Annotated in this window: 18 protein-coding genes; 6 read left to right on the plus strand and 12 right to left on the minus strand. The window is 47.1% G+C overall.

What is annotated here, in order from left to right; genetic code table 11:
• Positions 1-35 precede the first annotated feature (35 nt).
• The 3 genes from pyc to QMA09_RS08310 all read right to left on the minus strand — a co-directional run bounded on the left by pyc (position 36) and on the right by QMA09_RS08310 (position 5,004).
• Positions 36-3,476: a pyruvate carboxylase gene (gene pyc / locus QMA09_RS08300; RefSeq protein WP_290212758.1), complete on the minus strand. Its 3,441-nt coding sequence runs from the start codon at positions 3,474-3,476 to the stop codon at positions 36-38.
• Between the two features lie 15 nt (positions 3,477-3,491).
• Complete coding sequence (locus tag QMA09_RS08305; protein ID WP_135500251.1) at positions 3,492-4,658, minus strand: FtsW/RodA/SpoVE family cell cycle protein; 1,167 nt, start codon at positions 4,656-4,658, stop codon at positions 3,492-3,494.
• A gap of 64 nt (positions 4,659-4,722) precedes the next feature.
• Complete coding sequence (locus QMA09_RS08310; protein WP_135500252.1) at positions 4,723-5,004, minus strand: Fpa/YlaN family protein; 282 nt, start codon at positions 5,002-5,004, stop codon at positions 4,723-4,725.
• A 165-nt stretch (positions 5,005-5,169) separates the two neighbouring features.
• Between QMA09_RS08310 and QMA09_RS08315 the strand changes: the two genes are divergently transcribed.
• The 3 genes from QMA09_RS08315 to QMA09_RS08325 are packed head-to-tail and all read left to right on the plus strand — an operon-like array spanning position 5,170 to position 6,340.
• Complete coding sequence (locus QMA09_RS08315; protein WP_290212759.1) at positions 5,170-5,676, plus strand: peptidyl-prolyl cis-trans isomerase; 507 nt, start codon at positions 5,170-5,172, stop codon at positions 5,674-5,676.
• An 11-nt stretch (positions 5,677-5,687) separates the two neighbouring features.
• On the plus strand, positions 5,688-5,891 hold the full coding sequence (locus QMA09_RS08320; RefSeq protein WP_135500254.1) for a YlaI family protein: 204 nt from the start codon (positions 5,688-5,690) through the stop codon (positions 5,889-5,891).
• The gene (locus QMA09_RS08325; protein ID WP_290212760.1) at positions 5,891-6,340 is read left to right on the plus strand and encodes a hypothetical protein; all 450 of its coding nucleotides are present in this window, start codon (positions 5,891-5,893) and stop codon (positions 6,338-6,340) included. Before QMA09_RS08320 ends, QMA09_RS08325 begins: the two co-directional genes overlap by 1 nt.
• 53 nt (positions 6,341-6,393) lie before the next feature.
• Here QMA09_RS08325 and QMA09_RS08330 read toward each other — a convergent pair whose 3' ends face one another.
• Together QMA09_RS08330 and typA are read right to left on the minus strand one after the other, a co-directional pair.
• The gene (locus QMA09_RS08330) at positions 6,394-6,693 is read right to left on the minus strand and encodes a YlaH-like family protein (protein ID WP_135500282.1); all 300 of its coding nucleotides are present in this window, start codon (positions 6,691-6,693) and stop codon (positions 6,394-6,396) included.
• 56 nt (positions 6,694-6,749) lie between these two features.
• The gene (typA, locus tag QMA09_RS08335) at positions 6,750-8,597 is read right to left on the minus strand and encodes a translational GTPase TypA (protein WP_290212761.1); all 1,848 of its coding nucleotides are present in this window, start codon (positions 8,595-8,597) and stop codon (positions 6,750-6,752) included.
• Between the two features lie 111 nt (positions 8,598-8,708).
• Here typA and QMA09_RS08340 point away from each other — a divergent pair, with 111 nt between their 5' ends.
• Positions 8,709-8,894 (plus strand): YlaF family protein, encoded by a 186-nt coding sequence (locus tag QMA09_RS08340; protein ID WP_135500256.1) that lies wholly within the window; start codon positions 8,709-8,711, stop codon positions 8,892-8,894.
• 70 nt (positions 8,895-8,964) lie between these two features.
• Here the strand turns inward: QMA09_RS08340 and QMA09_RS08345 are convergent, their stop codons facing one another.
• Together QMA09_RS08345 and QMA09_RS08350 are read right to left on the minus strand one after the other, a co-directional pair.
• On the minus strand, positions 8,965-9,756 hold the full coding sequence (locus QMA09_RS08345; protein ID WP_290212762.1) for an inositol monophosphatase family protein: 792 nt from the start codon (positions 9,754-9,756) through the stop codon (positions 8,965-8,967).
• 94 nt (positions 9,757-9,850) lie between these two features.
• Positions 9,851-10,045, minus strand: coding sequence for a hypothetical protein (locus QMA09_RS08350; RefSeq protein WP_290212763.1), 195 nt, complete (start codon positions 10,043-10,045; stop codon positions 9,851-9,853).
• A 165-nt stretch (positions 10,046-10,210) separates the two neighbouring features.
• On the opposite strand from QMA09_RS08350, the gene QMA09_RS08355 reads away from it, so the two are divergent.
• A complete protein-coding gene (locus tag QMA09_RS08355) occupies positions 10,211-10,846 on the plus strand; it encodes a YktB family protein (protein ID WP_290212764.1) in 636 nt (211 codons plus the stop codon).
• A 16-nt stretch (positions 10,847-10,862) separates the two neighbouring features.
• Here QMA09_RS08355 and QMA09_RS08360 read toward each other — a convergent pair whose 3' ends face one another.
• Complete coding sequence (locus tag QMA09_RS08360) at positions 10,863-11,138, minus strand: UPF0223 family protein (protein WP_135500260.1); 276 nt, start codon at positions 11,136-11,138, stop codon at positions 10,863-10,865.
• A gap of 9 nt (positions 11,139-11,147) precedes the next feature.
• Positions 11,148-12,119, minus strand: coding sequence for an NAD(P)H-dependent flavin oxidoreductase (locus QMA09_RS08365; protein ID WP_290212765.1), 972 nt, complete (start codon positions 12,117-12,119; stop codon positions 11,148-11,150).
• Between the two features lie 136 nt (positions 12,120-12,255).
• On the opposite strand from QMA09_RS08365, the gene QMA09_RS08370 reads away from it, so the two are divergent.
• Positions 12,256-13,725, plus strand: a complete 1,470-nt coding sequence (locus tag QMA09_RS08370; protein ID WP_290212766.1) for an aminotransferase class I/II-fold pyridoxal phosphate-dependent enzyme — start codon at positions 12,256-12,258, stop codon at positions 13,723-13,725.
• A 39-nt stretch (positions 13,726-13,764) separates the two neighbouring features.
• Here QMA09_RS08370 and QMA09_RS08375 read toward each other — a convergent pair whose 3' ends face one another.
• From QMA09_RS08375 to QMA09_RS08385, 3 genes are all read right to left on the minus strand, one after another.
• The gene (locus tag QMA09_RS08375; RefSeq protein WP_290212767.1) at positions 13,765-14,592 is read right to left on the minus strand and encodes a polysaccharide deacetylase family protein; all 828 of its coding nucleotides are present in this window, start codon (positions 14,590-14,592) and stop codon (positions 13,765-13,767) included.
• 91 nt (positions 14,593-14,683) lie between these two features.
• Positions 14,684-16,093 carry a dihydrolipoyl dehydrogenase gene (lpdA, locus tag QMA09_RS08380; protein ID WP_135500264.1) on the minus strand — a complete coding sequence of 470 codons (1,410 nt, stop codon included), beginning with the start codon at positions 16,091-16,093 and terminating at the stop codon, positions 14,684-14,686.
• A 5-nt stretch (positions 16,094-16,098) separates the two neighbouring features.
• Positions 16,099-17,517 (minus strand): dihydrolipoamide acetyltransferase family protein, encoded by a 1,419-nt coding sequence (locus tag QMA09_RS08385; protein ID WP_290212768.1) that lies wholly within the window; start codon positions 17,515-17,517, stop codon positions 16,099-16,101.
• Positions 17,518-17,530: the final 13 nt, after the last annotated feature.

Raw genomic sequence — 17,530 nt, forward strand, 5'->3', positions numbered from 1 at the left:
GTTTGCTTTTTAGTACAGGTTCAGTGAAATGCATTTTAAGCTCTTTCCATTTCAATCAGTAAATCTCCTGTTGAAATGCCTTCGCCTGCGCTGACATTGATTTCTTTAACAATGCCGTCGAACGGAGCTTGTACGGTCGTTTCCATCTTCATTGCTTCTGTAACAAGCAAGTGGTCGCCGCGCTTCACTTTCGCTCCAACTTCCGCCACTACCTTCAAGACAGTGCCTGGCATAGTTGCCGCGATGTGCGTTTCGTTCTTCATGTCTGCTTTCGGGCGAGCAAGTGTATCAGCTTCAATTGTCATGTCTTGGATATTGACTTCACGCGGCTGGCCGTTCAGCTCGAAATAGATTGTACGGTGTCCGTCTTTTTGGGGTTCTCCGATTGATACCATCTTGATCATCAATGTCTTCCCTTTTTCGATTTCCACTTCTATTTCTTCGCCGAGTCTCATGCCATATAGGAAGGTCAATGTGTCCAAAACGGAAACATCACCGAATTCCTGGTTCGTCGCTGTATATTCTTCAAAAACTTTCGGGTACAAGGCATAAGCCAAAACTTCATGGCTAGTAACTTGCCGTCCTAATTTCTCAAACAGTATTTTTTCAATGTTGTCAAAATCCGCAGGCTCCAGCAATTCGCCAGGACGGACAGTGATTGGCTTCCGTTCTTTCAAGATGACTGCCTGCAGCTCTTTCGGGAATCCGCCGTGAGGCTGCCCGATATAGCCTTCAAAAAATTCAATGACCGAGTCCGGGAAGTCGATTGTTTCTCCGCGAGTCAGCACTGTTTCTTCGTTCAGGTCATTCTGGACCATGAATAATGCCATGTCCCCCACCACTTTAGAAGATGGTGTAACTTTCACCACGTCACCGAATAATAGGTTGACGCGGGAATACATTTCTTTCACTTCTTCCCAGCGCATGCCCAGTCCAACCGCTTTTGCTTGCTGCTGCAAGTTGCTGTACTGGCCGCCCGGCATTTCATGGACGTAGATTTCCGAATGTGGGCTGTTCATGCCGCTTTCGAAATCGCCATAGTATTTCCGGACATCTTCCCAGTAATGGGATAATTTTTCGAGTGCCTGGACATCGGTTCTCACTTCACGACCGCTGCCTTTCATTGCGTAATACAATGAATTCGCGCTCGGTTGGGAAGTCAATCCGGCCATCGTGCCAAGAGCCGTATCAACGATATCCACACCTGCTTCGATCGCTTTCGAATACAAGTAGATGCCGTTCCCGCTCGTATCATGCGTATGAAGATGAATCGGCAACGATACAGTATCCTTCAATTCTGAAACGAGGCGGTACGCTGCTTCAGGCTTCAGCAATCCAGCCATGTCTTTGATCGCCAGAATATGGGCACCAGCAGCTTCCAGCTCTTTTGCCATATCCTTATAATATTGAACCGTGTATTTGTCACGGCTTGGGTCAAGGATATCGCCCGTGTAACAAATTGCCGCTTCAGCCACTTTCCCTGATTGGCGGACTTCATCAATCGCCACTTCCATACCTTTGATCCAATTCAAGCTATCAAATATACGGAAAACATCGATTCCGGCATCACCGGATTTGCGGACGAATTCACGGATGACATTATCCGGGTAATTTTTGTAACCGACAGCATTCGCACCGCGGAACAGCATTTGGAACAATACGTTCGGCACCTGTTCGCGCAATTTGATCAAACGCTGCCAAGGATCTTCTTTCAAGAAACGGTACGAAACATCGAATGTTGCCCCGCCCCACATTTCCATTGAGAATAGATCATTCTGCAAATGCGCGGTTTCTTTGGCGATAGAGAACATATCGTGTGAACGCACCCGCGTCGCCAGCAAGGATTGATGGGCATCCCTGAATGTTGTATCTGTCAAAAGAACGTCTTTTTGTTCGTGGATCCACTTTGCCAATCCTTCTGGGCCTTGTGCATCAAGAATCTGTTTCGTACCTGCAGGCGGTGCCGCTGTAATGTCGATTGCCGGCTTCCTTGGAGACGCGAAAATCGGTTTTTTCTTCTTCTCGATTCCCGGGAATCCGTTGATTGTCACATTGCCTATATAGTTCAGCAATTTCGTGCCGCGGTCTTTGCGGACCGGGAAGATGAACAATTCAGGAGTCGAATCAATAAAGCTTGTATCAAATTCCCCTTTTAGGAAGTTTGGGTGTTTTACAACATTTTCCAGGAAAGGGATATTTGTTTTGATTCCGCGAATACGGAATTCCTGGAGATTGCGGTCCATTTTAGCTGCTGCGTCTTTGAACGTCACAGCCCATGTCGACAATTTCACGAGCAAAGAATCGTAAAATGGCGTAATGACCGCTCCTTGGAAACCATTCCCCGCATCCAGCCGGACACCGAAGCCGCCGCCTGAACGATAGACCATCAATTTCCCGGCGTCTGGCATAAAGTCGTTCAACGGATCTTCCGTCGTAACGCGGGATTGGATGGCAAAACCGAATAATGGGATATCTTGCTGCAAAGGAATCGCAATTTCCGGGCTGTGGAGGCTATAACCCATGGCGATTTTTATCTGCGCATGGACGATGTCAATGCCCGTCACCATTTCGGTGATCGTGTGCTCCACTTGGATACGTGGATTGACTTCGATGAAAAAGAATTCTTCGTTTGCCACAAGGAACTCTACTGTTCCTGCATTTATGTAATCGATATTATTCATCAATTTCACTGCTGCGTCACAAATGCGGTTGCGCAGTTCGTTGCTGATGGAATTTGAAGGAGCAATCTCGACTACTTTTTGATGGCGGCGCTGAATGGAACAGTCGCGCTCATACAAATGGACGACGTTGCCTTCTGCATCCCCTAGAATTTGGACTTCAATATGTTTTGGTTTGTCGACGAATTTCTCTACGTACATTTCGTCTGAGCCGAAAGCGGCTTTCGCTTCCGATTTAGCGCGCTCATACGCTGATGCCAGTTCTTCCTGGTTTCTGACGATCCGCATGCCGCGGCCGCCTCCTCCTAGTGATGCTTTAATCATCAATGGGAAACCTGCTGTTTTGCTGAATTCTTCCACTTCCGCCAACGATTCTACAGGGCCGTCTGTACCTGGAATAACCGGTATGCCAGCTGCAATCGCTTGATCGCGGGCCTTGACTTTATCCCCGAACATGTCCAAGTGGCGTGAAGTCGGGCCGATGAAAACAATCCCTTCTTCTTCACACCGGCGTGCGAAGTGAACGTTCTCAGATAAAAAACCATAACCTGGGTGAACCGCATCTACTTCAGAGTCTTTTGCGATACGGATAATGTCCTCGATATCCAGATAAGCGTCGATCGGCTTTTTGCCTTTGCCGACTAAATAAGATTCATCTGCTTTATAACGATGATACGAACCGCTGTCCTCCTGCGAATAAATCGCAACTGTCCGAAGATTCAGTTCTGTACACGCGCGGAAAATCCGTATTGCAATTTCTCCGCGATTGGCTACTAAGATTTTATTAATCGTCTTCACACCGCAGCACACCCTTTACTTTTTGGATTTTTCAAATCTGTGGAACATGGAGACATTCATCAATACTCCCATAGCTAACGATAACAAAATTACGGACGTTCCGCCATAGCTGATAAATGGAAGCGTAACACCGGTTAGTGGGATCAGCCCGGTCATGCCTCCTAAATTGACGAATGCCTGAATGCCGATCATGCTTGAGACCCCGGTAGCCAGCATACGGGCCAGCGGGTCTTTCGTTGTCATAGCAATTGATAAACCGCGCAAAACGATAAACGCCAATCCGCCAAGCACAAAAAGCACGCCAAAGACACCAAGTTCTTCTGCGATGACTGACATGATGAAATCAGTGTGGGGTTCAGGCAGATACCCGAGTTTCTGGATGGATTGCCCAAGGCCTAAGCCACTGAGGCCCCCAGAGCCGATTGCCAGGTAGCCGTTGACTATTTGCAGGCCGAAACCAAGCTCATCGGAAAACGGGTTAAAGAATGCATCAAGGCGGCCAAGCCTTTTTTCAGTAAAAATCATGTCCGAAGCAAAAATCATGATCGGCAAGATGAATATTGCGGATGCCCCGACGACAATCGCCGCGAGCCGCGCAAAGAATTTGAATTGAATGCCGCTTGCTGCCATCACGGCAAGGCCGACAGCGCCGATGATCATCATCGATCCAAGATCGGGTTCTAAGAACACCGACAATAGCACGAGTGTCAGTATAATGACCGGCGGTGCCACAGATTCGTTTAGTTTATTGATGTTGCCGTTTTTGTACTTGTTGGCAAAAACACCTGAAAGATAGAAAATGATGCCCACTTTCGCCACTTCGGACGGCTGGATATTGGCAAAACCGAGGTTGATCCAGCTTTGCGCCCCACCAGCTGCGTAGCCGATGAAGTGAACCAGCACCAAACCGAGAAAGATGACCGCAAGTATGGTCATAAGCATCCATTTTTTGCTGAAATGCTTATACGGGAATAGCGCTGCTACCGCAAAAACGGGAAACGCCAATGACAGATTGATCAATTGCTGTATGTAGAAGCGGTCTGGATCATCACCGTAATAATTGACCGACCAAGCCATGCTGGCGCTGTAGATCATTACCAGACCGAACAAGGTTAAAGCTATGTATACAAAGAATAAAGGGTAATCGAAGTTTTTTGCGTATCTTTTGATGTATTGTTTCATGTTTTAAGACCTCTTTTTTCTGGATTAGTAAAAAAACTCAAACAAAAGTCGTTTGAGTTTTAAGTCATTTATTTGTGTACGCGTCGTGGAGGATTGAAAGTTTCTTCTCCAGCGTGTCCATTAGGTTTTTGCCGGTTTCGCGGTCAATCAGCCCCAGTTTGACAGCAAAATCGATTTCCCTCGACAAGCCGAACATCTGCGTATCGAGCACTTCTTCATATAACGGGCAAGAAGGCAAAGTCAGGTTGTCCATTTGGACTTTTATCAAATGCTCTATTTTTTCAGCATCGGCTCTCAGGAGATCCAATGCCTTCAATTGGTAAGTTTGTTCTTCTGTATTTTCCATGAGGACTCCCCCATTAATTGATATTTATCTCTATTAACCTGTTTAAAGTGTATCTTTTCACAGGTGAAATTGCAAGCCTCTTTCCAGTGTGGAATTAATCCCTTTAGGATTTTGCCAGAAAACGGTATACTGATAAAAGAGTTATATTTAATGGAGGTTTTCAGGATGGAATTTATTGTACCTTTCAAAGGAGAAGTTAAATTCAAATTGACTCTGGATCCTACGGTCTGGATTTTTGATGACCGCAAGCTCAATTTGGAAACCTATTTTACGGAAGAACATATTGAAAAAGATGAGCTGGAAGAATACAAACGCGGCATGGGTGAACACTGGTCGCGTGAAATCATGGAAGGCGCAACGGTGCCGCCGACCTTGAATTCGGAAAAGACATACAAAAGAGCGGAAAAAAACGAAATGCTGACAGGCACTTTCGGCATGAAATTCGCTCCATTTTTGAAAAATGCAGAACCGGAAGCTGGCGCAAGCACTGTCGTATTTGAAACCGCGCATGGCGAGCACGCATTTCCAATCTCAGAAGCGCAAGAACTGATCTTCAAATTCAGCGAAAAAGGCAAGCCTTTGAAAGAAGACGGCCCTGTCCATGTGCTGCTGCCGGACGGCGCCAACAAAGACAACCCCATTACGGACATTTTAGCGATCCGGGTCGAATAGGAGGATTCACCATGCGTGTGCAATGTGTTATCTGTGATACCATCGAAGAACTGGTCGACGATACGCTTGAAGCAAAAAGACTCCGCAACCGGCCCATTCATACCCATATGTGCAAAAAATGCCATGACCGGATCACGGAACGGACAAAACAGCGGATTGCTACCGGAAAGTTCCATTTTTACCGGAGCTCCAGAAGAATTGAGGATGACTTTTGATGAAAGTGCTTAAAGGCATCTGGATCGGCTTTTGGAGCGGATTGCTCCTTGGGCTGCTCCTTAAATGGATTCAGGCTGTAACAGGCGAACAAGTCTACACCCTTCTATTGAACGTTGACTTCATACCGCTTATCGGCCCCATCAATTGGCCAGAGCCTGTGGAGTTCGCTTTCCACATCATCATCTCTCTTATCATCGGCATCGTTTATGTCTACTTGGCAAAACGCCGCCCCCATTCGTTCGGGCAGCTGGTGCTGCTGAGTTTGGCCATGAGCATCCCGTTCTATCTGCTTTACTTCCCTTTGTCCGCTATGGCCATCCGGGAAGATGTGCCAGGCTTCACTGACGCTGGAGCAATCTTGTATTGGGTTTTCGCCCACTTGACTTACGCAATGGCGCTCCCCGTACTGTATAAAACATTCGAACGCAAAAACGGTTCATCTCAATGAGATGGACCGTTTTTATGTTTATAAAGTTCCAACAACGCAAAAAACGCTGCGTCTCAATGAGATGCAGCGTTTTCGCGTTTTTCGCGCCAAAGGCGGATTTTATACAAGATCAGAATCATTGCGGCGATTACAAGGCCTTCCACAACCGGCAGGAAAAAGGCTAAGAACGTCAGCCCTAAACCTCCAGCCAGCAGAAACAAAGCAATCACAGCATTTTTTCCGACGGATAGTTTTTTTGCAAACCCGAGTTTATAGACGAACGCAGATAGCAGAAAGATCACTGCAAAGAGCGCATATCCTGCTATCGTGTAATTCGGCATGGTTTCGTATAAAAATCGAGCTACGGGATACATACTGTCATAGACAAAAGCTTGTTCGTCGCCCACAGATTATACATCCTCCCAGTCTATTATTCTTCGATTGCTACTTTTTTCTTCTTAGCCATACGCTCGCGTTCGTTTTTATCAAGAATTTTCTTGCGCAAACGGATTGTTTGTGGCGTGATTTCGCAATACTCATCGTCGTTCAAGTATTCCAAAGCTTCTTCAAGGCTCATCAAACGAGCTTTTTTCATTGTCGTTGTTTGGTCTTTGTTCGCTGAACGAATGTTTGTCGCTGCTTTGATCTTAACGATGTTAACCGTCAAATCGCTGTCGCGGTTATGTTCGCCGACGATCATGCCTTCGTAGATTTCAGCTCCGACTTCGACAAAAGCAGTTCCGCGGTCTTCGATGCCCATCAAGCCGTAAGTCGAAACTTTACCGCGCTCCATAGATACCAATACACCTTGGCGGCGTCCGCCGACACGGCCAGAAGCAACTGGCTGGTAGCTGTCGAATGTGTGGTTGATGATTCCGTAGCCGCGCGTCTGAGTCAAGAACTCAGTCGTGTAGCCGATCAATCCACGTGCTGGTACATTGAATACCAAACGGACTTGTCCGCTTCCGTTATTGATCATATCCAGCATTTCACCTTTGCGCTCACCAAGAGACTCAATGATAGCGCCAGTGTATTCTTCTGGAACATCCACTTGAACGCGTTCTACTGGTTCACAGCGTACGCCATCAACCATGCGGACGATAACTTCCGGTTTCGAAACCTGGATTTCAAAACCTTCGCGGCGCATGTTCTCGATCAAAATCGACAAATGCAATTCTCCACGTCCGGAAACTACCCAAGCGTCAGGTGAATCTGTAGGTTCTACACGAAGCGATACGTCTGTTTGCAATTGTGCATCCAAACGTTCCTGGATTTTTCTAGAAGTGATCCATTTACCTTCTTTACCGGCAAACGGGCTGTTGTTGACAAGGAATGTCATTTGCAATGTAGGCTCATCAATGCGCAGAATCGGCAATGCTTCAGGATGATCTGAAGGACATACCGTTTCCCCTACGTTGATATCTTCCATACCAGAAATGGCAATCAAATCGCCAGCTTCGGCTTTTTGGATTTCAATGCGCTTCAAGCCCATGAAACCGTGGATTTTCGTAACACGGAAGTTTTTGACAGAACCGTCAAGTTTCATCAAGGATACAGATTGTCCGACTTCAATCGTTCCGCGGAATACGCGGCCGATTCCGATACGCCCAACATAATCATTGTAGTCAAGAAGCGCTACTTGGAATTGAAGTGGCTCATCTCTGTTATCGATTGGCGCTGGAACATGTTCCATGATTGCATCGAAGACTACTTGCATGTTTTCTTCCTGGTCTGCAGGGTCAGATGAAAGACTTGCTGTACCGTTCATGCCTGATGCAAAAATAACCGGGAATTCCAATTGCTCGTCATTCGCTTCAAGTTCGATGAACAATTCGATGACTTCGTCAACCACTTCTTCCGGGCGAGCGAAATCGCGGTCAATTTTATTGACGACTACAATTGGCTTCAAGTTTTGCTCAAGTGCTTTTTTCAATACAAAACGCGTCTGTGGCATACAGCCTTCATAAGCGTCAACTACTAGCAAGACACCATCAACCATTTTCATGATACGTTCAACTTCTCCACCGAAATCGGCGTGTCCAGGTGTATCAAGGATGTTGATTTTAGCGTCTTTATATTGAATGGCTGTGTTTTTTGCAAGAATCGTGATTCCGCGTTCTCTCTCGATGTCGTTAGAGTCCATAGCGCGTTCTTCCATGTGTTCATTTGAACGGAAGATTCCTGATTGCTGCAGAAGCTGATCCACAAGCGTCGTTTTACCATGGTCAACGTGGGCAATAATAGCAATGTTTCTTAAGTCGTTACGTAAGTTAGTCATACTTTCACTCCAATTATTCTTTTTTCGTCCCTATAACTGTGTTAGTATATCACATATAGGGGGAAAACCCTAAGACTTTATTTCAAGCGTTTATCCTAGGAGGAAAATACCGTGAAAAATATAAAATGGATTTTTGTCTTCTATTCACTTGCTGCAATGCTTTCAATGGCTGGTATCGGAGTTGCCGTAGGCTTGCGCAGCGTGCCAGGAATTTTACTGGCTATCGTGCTGCTTGGCTTTGTCATGGCGCGCGGTTTCAAAAAGAAAAAAGAGATGATTGATGCAGGCGTTCTGTAAGCGATCAGAAATAAAGCCGCCGGGAACTTTCCCGGCGGCGTGCAAAAGGTGCGGATATCTGCACCTTTTTTTATTTGGGCTGAATGTATTCAGAAAGAATCTTGCCATGTATCGACGGATTAGCCGCCATAAAAGTGTCCTGTACGAGCAAATTCTCTTTGTCGCCTTTGAAATTCGACGTCATTCCGCCTACTTCCCGGACGATGACGGAGCCGCCTGCAATATCCCATGGCGACAAGCGCATGGAAATATAAGCGTCTATACGCCCACTAGCGACAAATGCCAATTCCAGCGCAGCCGAACCGTAGGACCGGGTACCGCGGACATCACGGATCAACCGAATTGTCGATTCGTGTTCGACGTATTTATTGGGCGTCGCCCACATGGCGTTCATGCCGATTATCGATTCGGAAATCGATGTCTCCTGCAGCTTCGGCAGTTTCTCATCGTTGAAGTATGCACCGCCGCCTCTAACCGCATGGTATAGATCGTCATTTACGACATCGTAGATATAGCCCAGCTCGCCAACGCCGTCTTTATAAATGCCCAGTGAAATGGCAAAATTACGCTGCTGGTGCACGAAGTTCATCGTGCCGTCAATTGGGTCAAGCATCCAGATGACGCCTTTCAAATCTTGGATATCGTTGCCGAATCCTTCTTCACCAAAAATCCGGTGGCCGGGATAATCGGTATTGATGCGTTCTATGAAGAGCTGTTCAATTTCTTTGTCGATATTCGTGACCAAGTCGTTGACGTGCGCTTTTGTTTCGATTTCGATGTCTCCGCGGAATGATGTGCGGATGCGGTGGCCCGCTTCTTTTATAAGTGATTTTATGTATCTGTCCATTTCATGCAAATTCACTGGTGGTCCTCCCCTTTTTTAAAGCTCTCTATAATATAAACGAAAAAGGCACATACTGTCTGTTCTCAGTAGGTGCCTTTATGTGATAAATGTATTAGAGCGCATGAAGGGCCTCCAGTTCAACATGGATTTCTTGGAGCCGTTTTTCGCTCTTGCCGCTTTGCAATTCATCTTTCTGCTGCATTGCGTCAAACAAAGATGCAAGCTCATAATCCAATTCCAGCTTCAATGCATTGATGTATTCCTTTTCCACTTCAGCTTTGCGGATGATTTGAATCATCTGTTTCATAGATAAGCACCCCTTCCTCTTCGCATTCCGATAATTCAGACTTCTCGAATTAAAGTTATTTATATATACCCCATTGGCGAGTGAGAAAAACTTATTTATACTCTTTCTTCCCAAACTTCGTTAAAATGAAACCTGAGTTTCGATTTAAAGGAGGAAACCTATTTTATGGCCTACTGGAACCAGCAAGATTTCGAAGTTTTTGAAACACCTGGACTTGAAAGACGCATGGAGGCATTGATTGCCCATGTGCGCCCTAAATTTGAAGAACTCGGTAAAGACTATTCTTCTTTTTTCTCCGGCAAGACCGGTGAAGAGTTTTACCCGCATGTTGCCAAGCATATGCGCCGCACTGTCAATCCCCCAAATGACAGCTGGGTCGCTTTCGCTCCACATAAGCGCGGCTATAAAGCTGTTCCGCATTTCCAGATCGGTTTATGGAACAGCCATGTTTTCGTGATTCTGGCTGTCATTTATGAAGCTTCCGGAAAAAGCGCGATGGCGGAACGCCTCTTGGCATCAAACGCGCTTGAAGCGCTGCCGAAAGATTTCATGTTGTCCGGAGACCACATGAAACCGGAAGCTTCCGACCTGGATGAATTGTCTTCAGATGGCATCGACCGTTTGCTCGTTCGTTTGAGAGACGTTAAAAAAGGCGAATTGGTGATCGGACGCCACATTACACGTGAAGAAGCCGTGCAGATGAGTATGGAAGAATTCCATGCAGCTGTGGAAGACACTTTTTCACAATTGCTGCCGATTTACGACATTCTCCTGAACAAAACAAAAGTTCCACAGCGCTGAGCTGAGGAACTTTTGTTTATTTTTTTATCTTGATGATTTCATCATCGCTTTTCGTTTTCATGTCCTTGATCGCAGGAAAACTGGCATAGCCGCTTTCTTCCTCGAATTCCCTGAAATACGTTTTTTCTTCAGCGATGGACGGCACAATTTCCTTAAACCTGCGGTAGCGGGCTAAAAGGTCTTGCCGTTTAATGCCTTTTTCATAGGCCATTTCTATGCCTTCGAAAAAGGCGACGACATCGATGATTTCATCTGTGCTCCAGTCGATGGAGAAGGGATACGAATAATCCATAGTGATTTCCTACTTTCCAATCATGAGAGACCATTTGCCAGCGACGGCTTCGGCTTCCTGCTCCATGCGGCTGAATAGCTCCTGGACAGTCGGCACGTCGTGGATCAGGCCTGCTACTTGCCCGGCCCAGCCGAAACCTTCTTCGGTTTTGCCCTCGTAGATGTATTTTTTATTGGCCTCGCCGCTGACATATGTGCGCAGCGCTTCATAAGTCGGCGTCTCGGCTTCTATTTCAAGAATCTTATCAGTCCAGCTGTTTTTCAATGTACGGGCTGGAGCACCGATGCTCTTCTTGATGATGACGGTATCATTTTCCGAACTGGAAATCAATGCCTCTTTGTAAATTTGTGAGGCATGGACGCATTCCTTGGTCGCGATAAAACGCGTTCCCATCTCGATTCCCTCCGCTCCCAGCGCGAGAGCCGCCATCAAGCCGCGCCCGTCCCCGATGCCGCCTGAGGCGATAACAGGAATCGACACGGCATCAACTACCTGCGGTATCAGCACCATTGTGCCGATGTCGTCGCGCCCAAGATGCCCGCCGCCTTCGTGGCCGACGACCATGACTGCATCCGCTCCAAGTTCTTCGGCTTTCTGCGCTTGGCGCCTTGCAGCTACCAGCACCAACTTTTTAATCGGCGTACCTTCCAACTGTTCAAAAATCGGCGTCGGATTCCCGCCGGTCATTGATACGACCGGCACATTTTCTTCAATGGCAACTGCGAGCATATGGGAAAAAGCGCGGCCGTGTTCCCCAATCGCGAAGTTGACGCCGAAAGGTTTGTCGGTCATCGTACGCACTTTACGGATTTCTGCTCTTAATTGTTCAGGATCCGCTAGGCTCATGGCTGTTATCTGGCCAAGCCCCCCGGCATTGGAAACAGCAGCCGCCAAGTCTGCATAAGCTAAATATGCAAGCCCCCCTTGGACGATCGGCAAACGGATTCCCAGCAATTCTGTAATTCGCGTGTTAAATTTCATAAAACAATCTCCTCCCTTTCCACTTTAGAAATATTCGATAAAACTGCGTGAATTCCTTTTATTTTAATAGTATAGCGATGACTGGCATGCTATAATTCAATTTGTTTTTATTTTTAATAAGTTAGGTGGGTTCCCATTGTCTCAATTAGAAACTCCGTTATTCGATGCTTTGCTGAAGCACCGGAATCGGCATCCCATTCAATTCCATATTCCTGGCCACAAAAAAGGCCAAGGCGTCGATCCGGCATTCAGAGAATTCGTCGGCGATAATATATTATCGATAGACTTGATCAATATCGCCCCTTTGGATGATTTGCATTCTCCAAAAGGCGCGATCAAGCAAGCGCAAGAACTTGCTGCAAAGGCTTTCGGAGCAGATTACACGTTCTTCTCTGTACAAGGAACAAGCGGCGCAATCATGACGATGATTCTGAGCGTCGTCGGCCCAGGCGATAAAATCCTGGTGCCGCGCAACGTCCATAAATCAATCATGTCGGCGATCGTTTTCGCCGGGGCTATTCCAATCTTCATCCATCCGGAAGTAGATCCAGAACTTGGCATTTCACATGGCATTTCAGCGGAAGCTGTGGAAAAAGCCTTAATCGAATACCCGGACGCCAAAGCAGTGCTCGTCATCAACCCCACTTATTTCGGGGTCGCAGCCGATTTAACGCGCATTGTTTCCATCGCGCATGAGCGCGACATTCCCGTGCTGGTTGATGAAGCGCATGGCGTCCACATCCATTTCCATAAAGCACTCCCTGTCTCGGCAATGTCTGCCGGAGCGGATATGGCAGCTACTTCTGTCCATAAACTTGGCGGTTCAATGACGCAAAGCTCCGTCTTAAACGTCAAGGAAGGCCTTGTTTCACCGAAGCGCGTGCAATCCATCCTGTCGATGCTGACCACGACTTCGACGTCTTACCCTATCCTGGCTTCACTGGATACGGCGCGCCGCCAATTGGCGGTCCATGGCTTCGATTTGATCGACCAAGCCATCCGCCTGTCCCAGGACGCCCGCAAGCGCATCAATAAAATACCGCATCTGCGCTGCGTCGGCAAAGAAATCTTGAATACGTCAGCTACCTACGATATGGATCCGACAAAGCTCTTAATCAGCGTCAAAGACCTCGGCATCTCCGGACACCAAGCGGAAGAATGGCTGCGGGAAAACGCCAATATCGAAATCGAATTATCCGATTTGTATAATATTCTTTGCCTTGTAACCATCGGCGATACACGTAAAGAACTGAATTTGTTGATCAACGCGCTGCATCGCATGAGCGAAGCGTATGAAAGTGAAGCGGCGATTGTCGAGCCTGTCGTTTTGCTTCCGGATATTCCTAGCCTGGCGATGACACCGCGCGATGCTTTCTACGCAACGACCGAAGTGGTGCCAATCGAAGAAGCAGTCGGACGCATCTCAGCTGAATTTATCATGGTCTATCCGCCTGGCATCCCGATTTTCATACCGGGTGAAATCATTACTCAGGAAAACATCGATTACATCGATATGAACATCAAAGCCGGATTGCCCGTCCAAGGCCCGGAAGACGATTCTTTGCAAAAGCTGCGTGTCATCAAGGAACAAAAAGCGATACGTTAAAACCAAAACAGCCCGGGTGCTATGCCCCGGGCTGTTTTTTTATTTTCCTGCGCGTTCAATATCTGCCGGGTCGATAAAGCCATAACCTTTGTTTTTCAACCCTTCGATGATAGCCGGAAGCGCCTTCGCTGTCCAAGCACGGTCATGCATCAGCAGGTTGGCCCCGTTCCGCAAAAATTCCGTATTGACCATGATGTCAGCTAAAGCTCCCGCTTCGCTGTACTGCTTTTCCCAGTCATAACCGTAACTCCAATTCATCAGCAGCATGCCCTCAGCTTCGACAAGCCCTTTGCTGAAATCCGTGTTCGTACCATTTGGCGCACGGAAAAATACCGGTTTTTCGCCGATGATTTCTTCCACCGCCGCGCTCAATGAGATGATTTCCTCCCGCTGCTGGGCGTCATCGATTGTCTTCAAATTAGTATGGCTGTATGTATGGTTGCCGATGGCAAAGCCCATTTCATGGATTTTCTTCAGATTCGCTTTTTCTTCTTCGGTGTCGAGAAAATGCCCGTTGACAAAAAAGATCGCCGGAACGTCAGCTGCCTTCAATGTTTCAGCCATCCCGACCGAATGCTCAGCCGGTGCATCGTCAATGGTTAGCAATACAGCTTGCGCAGGAGCTTCCCCAATTGGTTCAACGCCCCAGTTCGCAGGATTAAGACGATATGCCGGTTCCGCTTGTTCAACTGGTGGTTCAGGTTCTTCAGGCGCTTCTTCCGGCACTGGAACCTCTTCTTTTGCAGGTTCCGGTGCTTCAGCAGGCGCGGTCTCTTCCTGCTGCACAGCTTCTTCGCTGACCGCATTTCCGCATCCTGCCAATAATATTGTGCTGGCCAATAAAACTGCCCATTTTTTCTGTATCATAGATGATCACCATCGCCCTTTCAGTGAAATTTTACCATAAATTTTTGCATAAAAAAAGAAGCCGTGCACATTGCAGCGGCTTCTTTCCTTATTATTTAATGATGTGGATTGGAGTGCCAAGCGCTACTTCCGCAGCTTCCATCGTAATCTCAGCCAAAGTCGGATGAGCGTGGATTGTCATGGCGATATCTTCAACAGTCATTCCTGCTTCGATTGCAAGGCCAAGTTCAGCGATCATGTCAGATGCGCCTGCACCAACGATTTGTGCACCAAGCAACAAGCCGTCTTCTTTGCGTGAAACCAGTTTTACGAAACCGTCAGGAGCGTTCAGAGACAAAGCACGGCCGTTTGCGCCAAATGGGAATTTCGCAGCTGACGCTTCGAATCCTTCTTCTTTTGCTTGCTCTTCTGAAAGTCCGACACTTGCAAGTTCAGGATCTGTAAAGCAGACCGCAGGAATCGCCAAGTAATCAACAACTGATTTTTCACCAGCAATCGCTTCTGCAGCAACTTTGCCTTCGTATGATGCTTTATGAGCCAATTGCAGGCCAGCGACAACATCACCGATTGCATAGATATTCGAGATGCTTGTACGGCATTGTTTGTCGACTTCGATCAAGCCGCGTTCAGACATTTTCAAGCCCAATTCTTCAAGGCCCATTTCGTCTGTATTCGGACGGCGTCCGACAGTAACCAATACGTAATCAGCTTCAAGTGTTTTTTCTTCCCCGCCTGCTTCATATGTCACTTTGACGCCTGCATCGGATTCTTCAACGCCTTTTGCTGATGCTTTTGTAATGACTTCGACGCCTTTTTTCTTCAAGCCTTTTTTGACGATAGCCGTCATTTGCTTTTCAAATCCAGCCAAAATGTCAGGTGCGCCTTCAAGAATCGTAACTTCAGAACCCATATTCGCAAATGCAGTTCCTAGTTCCGTACCGATATAACCGCCGCCGATGACAACAAGTTTGCCAGGCAATTCTGTAAGAGCCAAAGCCCCTGTAGAGTTGATGACGCGCTTCGTGAATTTGAACGTCGGAATTTCAACCGGACGAGATCCAGTAGCAATAATGACGTTTTTGAATTTATAAGTCTGAGACGATTTTTCGTCCATGATGCGGACTGTGTTTTCATCTACGAAATAAGCTTCGCCACGGACGATTTCAACTTTATTGCCTTTTAGCAATGATTCAACGCCGCCAGTCAATTTTTTCACAACGCCGTTTTTGAATTCTTGTGCTTTTTCAAAGTTAAGGGAAACTTCTTTTGCAATAATCCCCATGTCTTCAGAATGCTTCGCCTCTTCGAAACGGTGTCCTACAGAAATCATCGCTTTTGAAGGGATACAGCCGACATTCAAGCATACTCCGCCGATGTATTCTTTCTCAACGATTGTTACTTTTTGGCCAGTTTGCGCTGCACGGATTGCTGCTACATATCCGCCAGGGCCTGAACCGATGACGAGCGTGTCTGTTTCGATCGGAAAATCTCCTACTACCATAAGTTTTACGCCTCCATTAATAATAATTCTGGTTCGCTTAATAAACGCTTGATGTGATTTAATGCATGCTGTGCAGTTGCTCCATCAATCATTCGATGATCGAAGCTCAATGATAATGCTAACACAGGTGCTGCTACAATTTCACCATTTTTAATTACTGGTTTCTCGGCGATGCGGCCGATTCCAAGGATTGCCACTTCCGGGTGGTTGATGACCGGCGTGAACCATTGGCCGCCAGCTGAACCGATATTCGTGATCGAGCAAGACGCGCCTTTCATTTCTGCAGGCGACAATTTGCCGTCGCGTGCTTTCGTTGCCAAGCCGTTGATTTCGTCGGAAATCGCGAACACTGATTTGCGGTCAGCATTTTTAATGACCGGCACAAGCAGGCCTTTTTCCGTATCAGCAGCGATGCCGATGTTGAAATAATGCTTTTGGATGACTTCGCTTGTTTCGTCATCGAACGACGTGTTCAATGCCGGGAATTCGCGCAATGTGCTGACGAGTGCTTTGACCACGTACGGCAAGTAAGTCAATTTAATTTCTTTTTCTGCTGCAATGTCTTTGAACTTTTTGCGGTGTGCAACAAGTTCTGTCACATCGACTTCGTCCATCAACGTTACGTGCGGTGCCGTTTGTTTTGAGTGGACCATCGCTTTGGCAATGGCACGGCGCATGCCGGACATTTTTTCGCGCGTTTCAGGGAATTCACCTTCTGGTGCAGGAGCTGCTTTCGGAGCCGCTTCTTTAGAAGATTCTTTTGCAGCCTCTTCTTTTGGCACTGCTTCTGCAGTTTCAGTGCTTGCTGCCGGCGCATCTGCTGCTTGCTGCTGTCCGCCGATCATGAACGATTCGATGTCTTCTTTCAAGATGCGGTCGTTATTTCCTGAGCCAGTAACTTGAGTGATGTCGACGTCTTTGTCGCGTGCAAATTTGCGGACGGATGGCATTGCGATAACGCGTGCATTCGGATCTTTCGGCGCATTTTGTGCTTGCGCCTGTGAACCAGCACCTGTTTCTTCTGATGCCGGCTGTTCTTCTTTCGCCGGTTCTTTATCAACATTTTGGGCAGCTTCCGCTGTTCCAGCCTGTACTTGTTCTTCTGTTTCTTCTTCGCCTTTAGGTTCTTCTTTTTTCTCAGGAGCCGGTGCTGGCTCTTCGCCTGAACCTTCATTGTCAGCCGCGTCATCGCTCTCGATGCGCACGAGCACATCTCCAACAACTGCAACTGTTCCTTCTTCGACAATGATTTCTTTAACTGTGCCCGATACTGGCGACGGCATTTCAACTACCGCTTTATCGTTCTGCACTTCAAACATGATGTCGTCTTCTTCAATGCGGTCTCCCGCTTTTACGAACCATTTTACGATTTCACCTTCGTGGATACCTTCACCGATATCCGGTAAACGAAATTCAAAAGCCATTAGTTTCACCCTT

Source organism: Planococcus sp. APC 3906, assembly GCF_030407685.1.
GTDB lineage: Bacteria > Bacillota > Bacilli > Bacillales_A > Planococcaceae > Planococcus > Planococcus koreensis.

What these genes read in the sequence shown, in the direction of transcription:
- QMA09_RS08360 (WP_135500260.1), bottom strand. Translation starts at nt 11,138, where the DNA reads ATGGATTATTCGTATCCCTTCTCCATCGACTGGAGCACAGATGAAATC.
- QMA09_RS08325 (WP_290212760.1), top strand. Translation starts at nt 5,891, where the DNA reads ATGAAAGTGCTTAAAGGCATCTGGATCGGCTTTTGGAGCGGATTGCTC.
- QMA09_RS08375 (WP_290212767.1), bottom strand. Translation starts at nt 14,592, where the DNA reads ATGATACAGAAAAAATGGGCAGTTTTATTGGCCAGCACAATATTATTG.
- QMA09_RS08310 (WP_135500252.1), bottom strand. Translation starts at nt 5,004, where the DNA reads ATGGAAAATACAGAAGAACAAACTTACCAATTGAAGGCATTGGATCTC.
- QMA09_RS08305 (WP_135500251.1), bottom strand. Translation starts at nt 4,658, where the DNA reads ATGAAACAATACATCAAAAGATACGCAAAAAACTTCGATTACCCTTTA.
- typA (WP_290212761.1), bottom strand. Translation starts at nt 8,597, where the DNA reads ATGACTAACTTACGTAACGACTTAAGAAACATTGCTATTATTGCCCAC.
- QMA09_RS08365 (WP_290212765.1), bottom strand. Translation starts at nt 12,119, where the DNA reads ATGAAATTTAACACGCGAATTACAGAATTGCTGGGAATCCGTTTGCCG.
- lpdA (WP_135500264.1), bottom strand. Translation starts at nt 16,093, where the DNA reads ATGGTAGTAGGAGATTTTCCGATCGAAACAGACACGCTCGTCATCGGT.
- QMA09_RS08350 (WP_290212763.1), bottom strand. Translation starts at nt 10,045, where the DNA reads ATGAAACAGATGATTCAAATCATCCGCAAAGCTGAAGTGGAAAAGGAA.
- QMA09_RS08315 (WP_290212759.1), top strand. Translation starts at nt 5,170, where the DNA reads ATGGAATTTATTGTACCTTTCAAAGGAGAAGTTAAATTCAAATTGACT.
- QMA09_RS08355 (WP_290212764.1), top strand. Translation starts at nt 10,211, where the DNA reads ATGGCCTACTGGAACCAGCAAGATTTCGAAGTTTTTGAAACACCTGGA.
- QMA09_RS08330 (WP_135500282.1), bottom strand. Translation starts at nt 6,693, where the DNA reads ATGTATCCCGTAGCTCGATTTTTATACGAAACCATGCCGAATTACACG.
- QMA09_RS08320 (WP_135500254.1), top strand. Translation starts at nt 5,688, where the DNA reads ATGCGTGTGCAATGTGTTATCTGTGATACCATCGAAGAACTGGTCGAC.
- QMA09_RS08385 (WP_290212768.1), bottom strand. Translation starts at nt 17,517, where the DNA reads ATGGCTTTTGAATTTCGTTTACCGGATATCGGTGAAGGTATCCACGAA.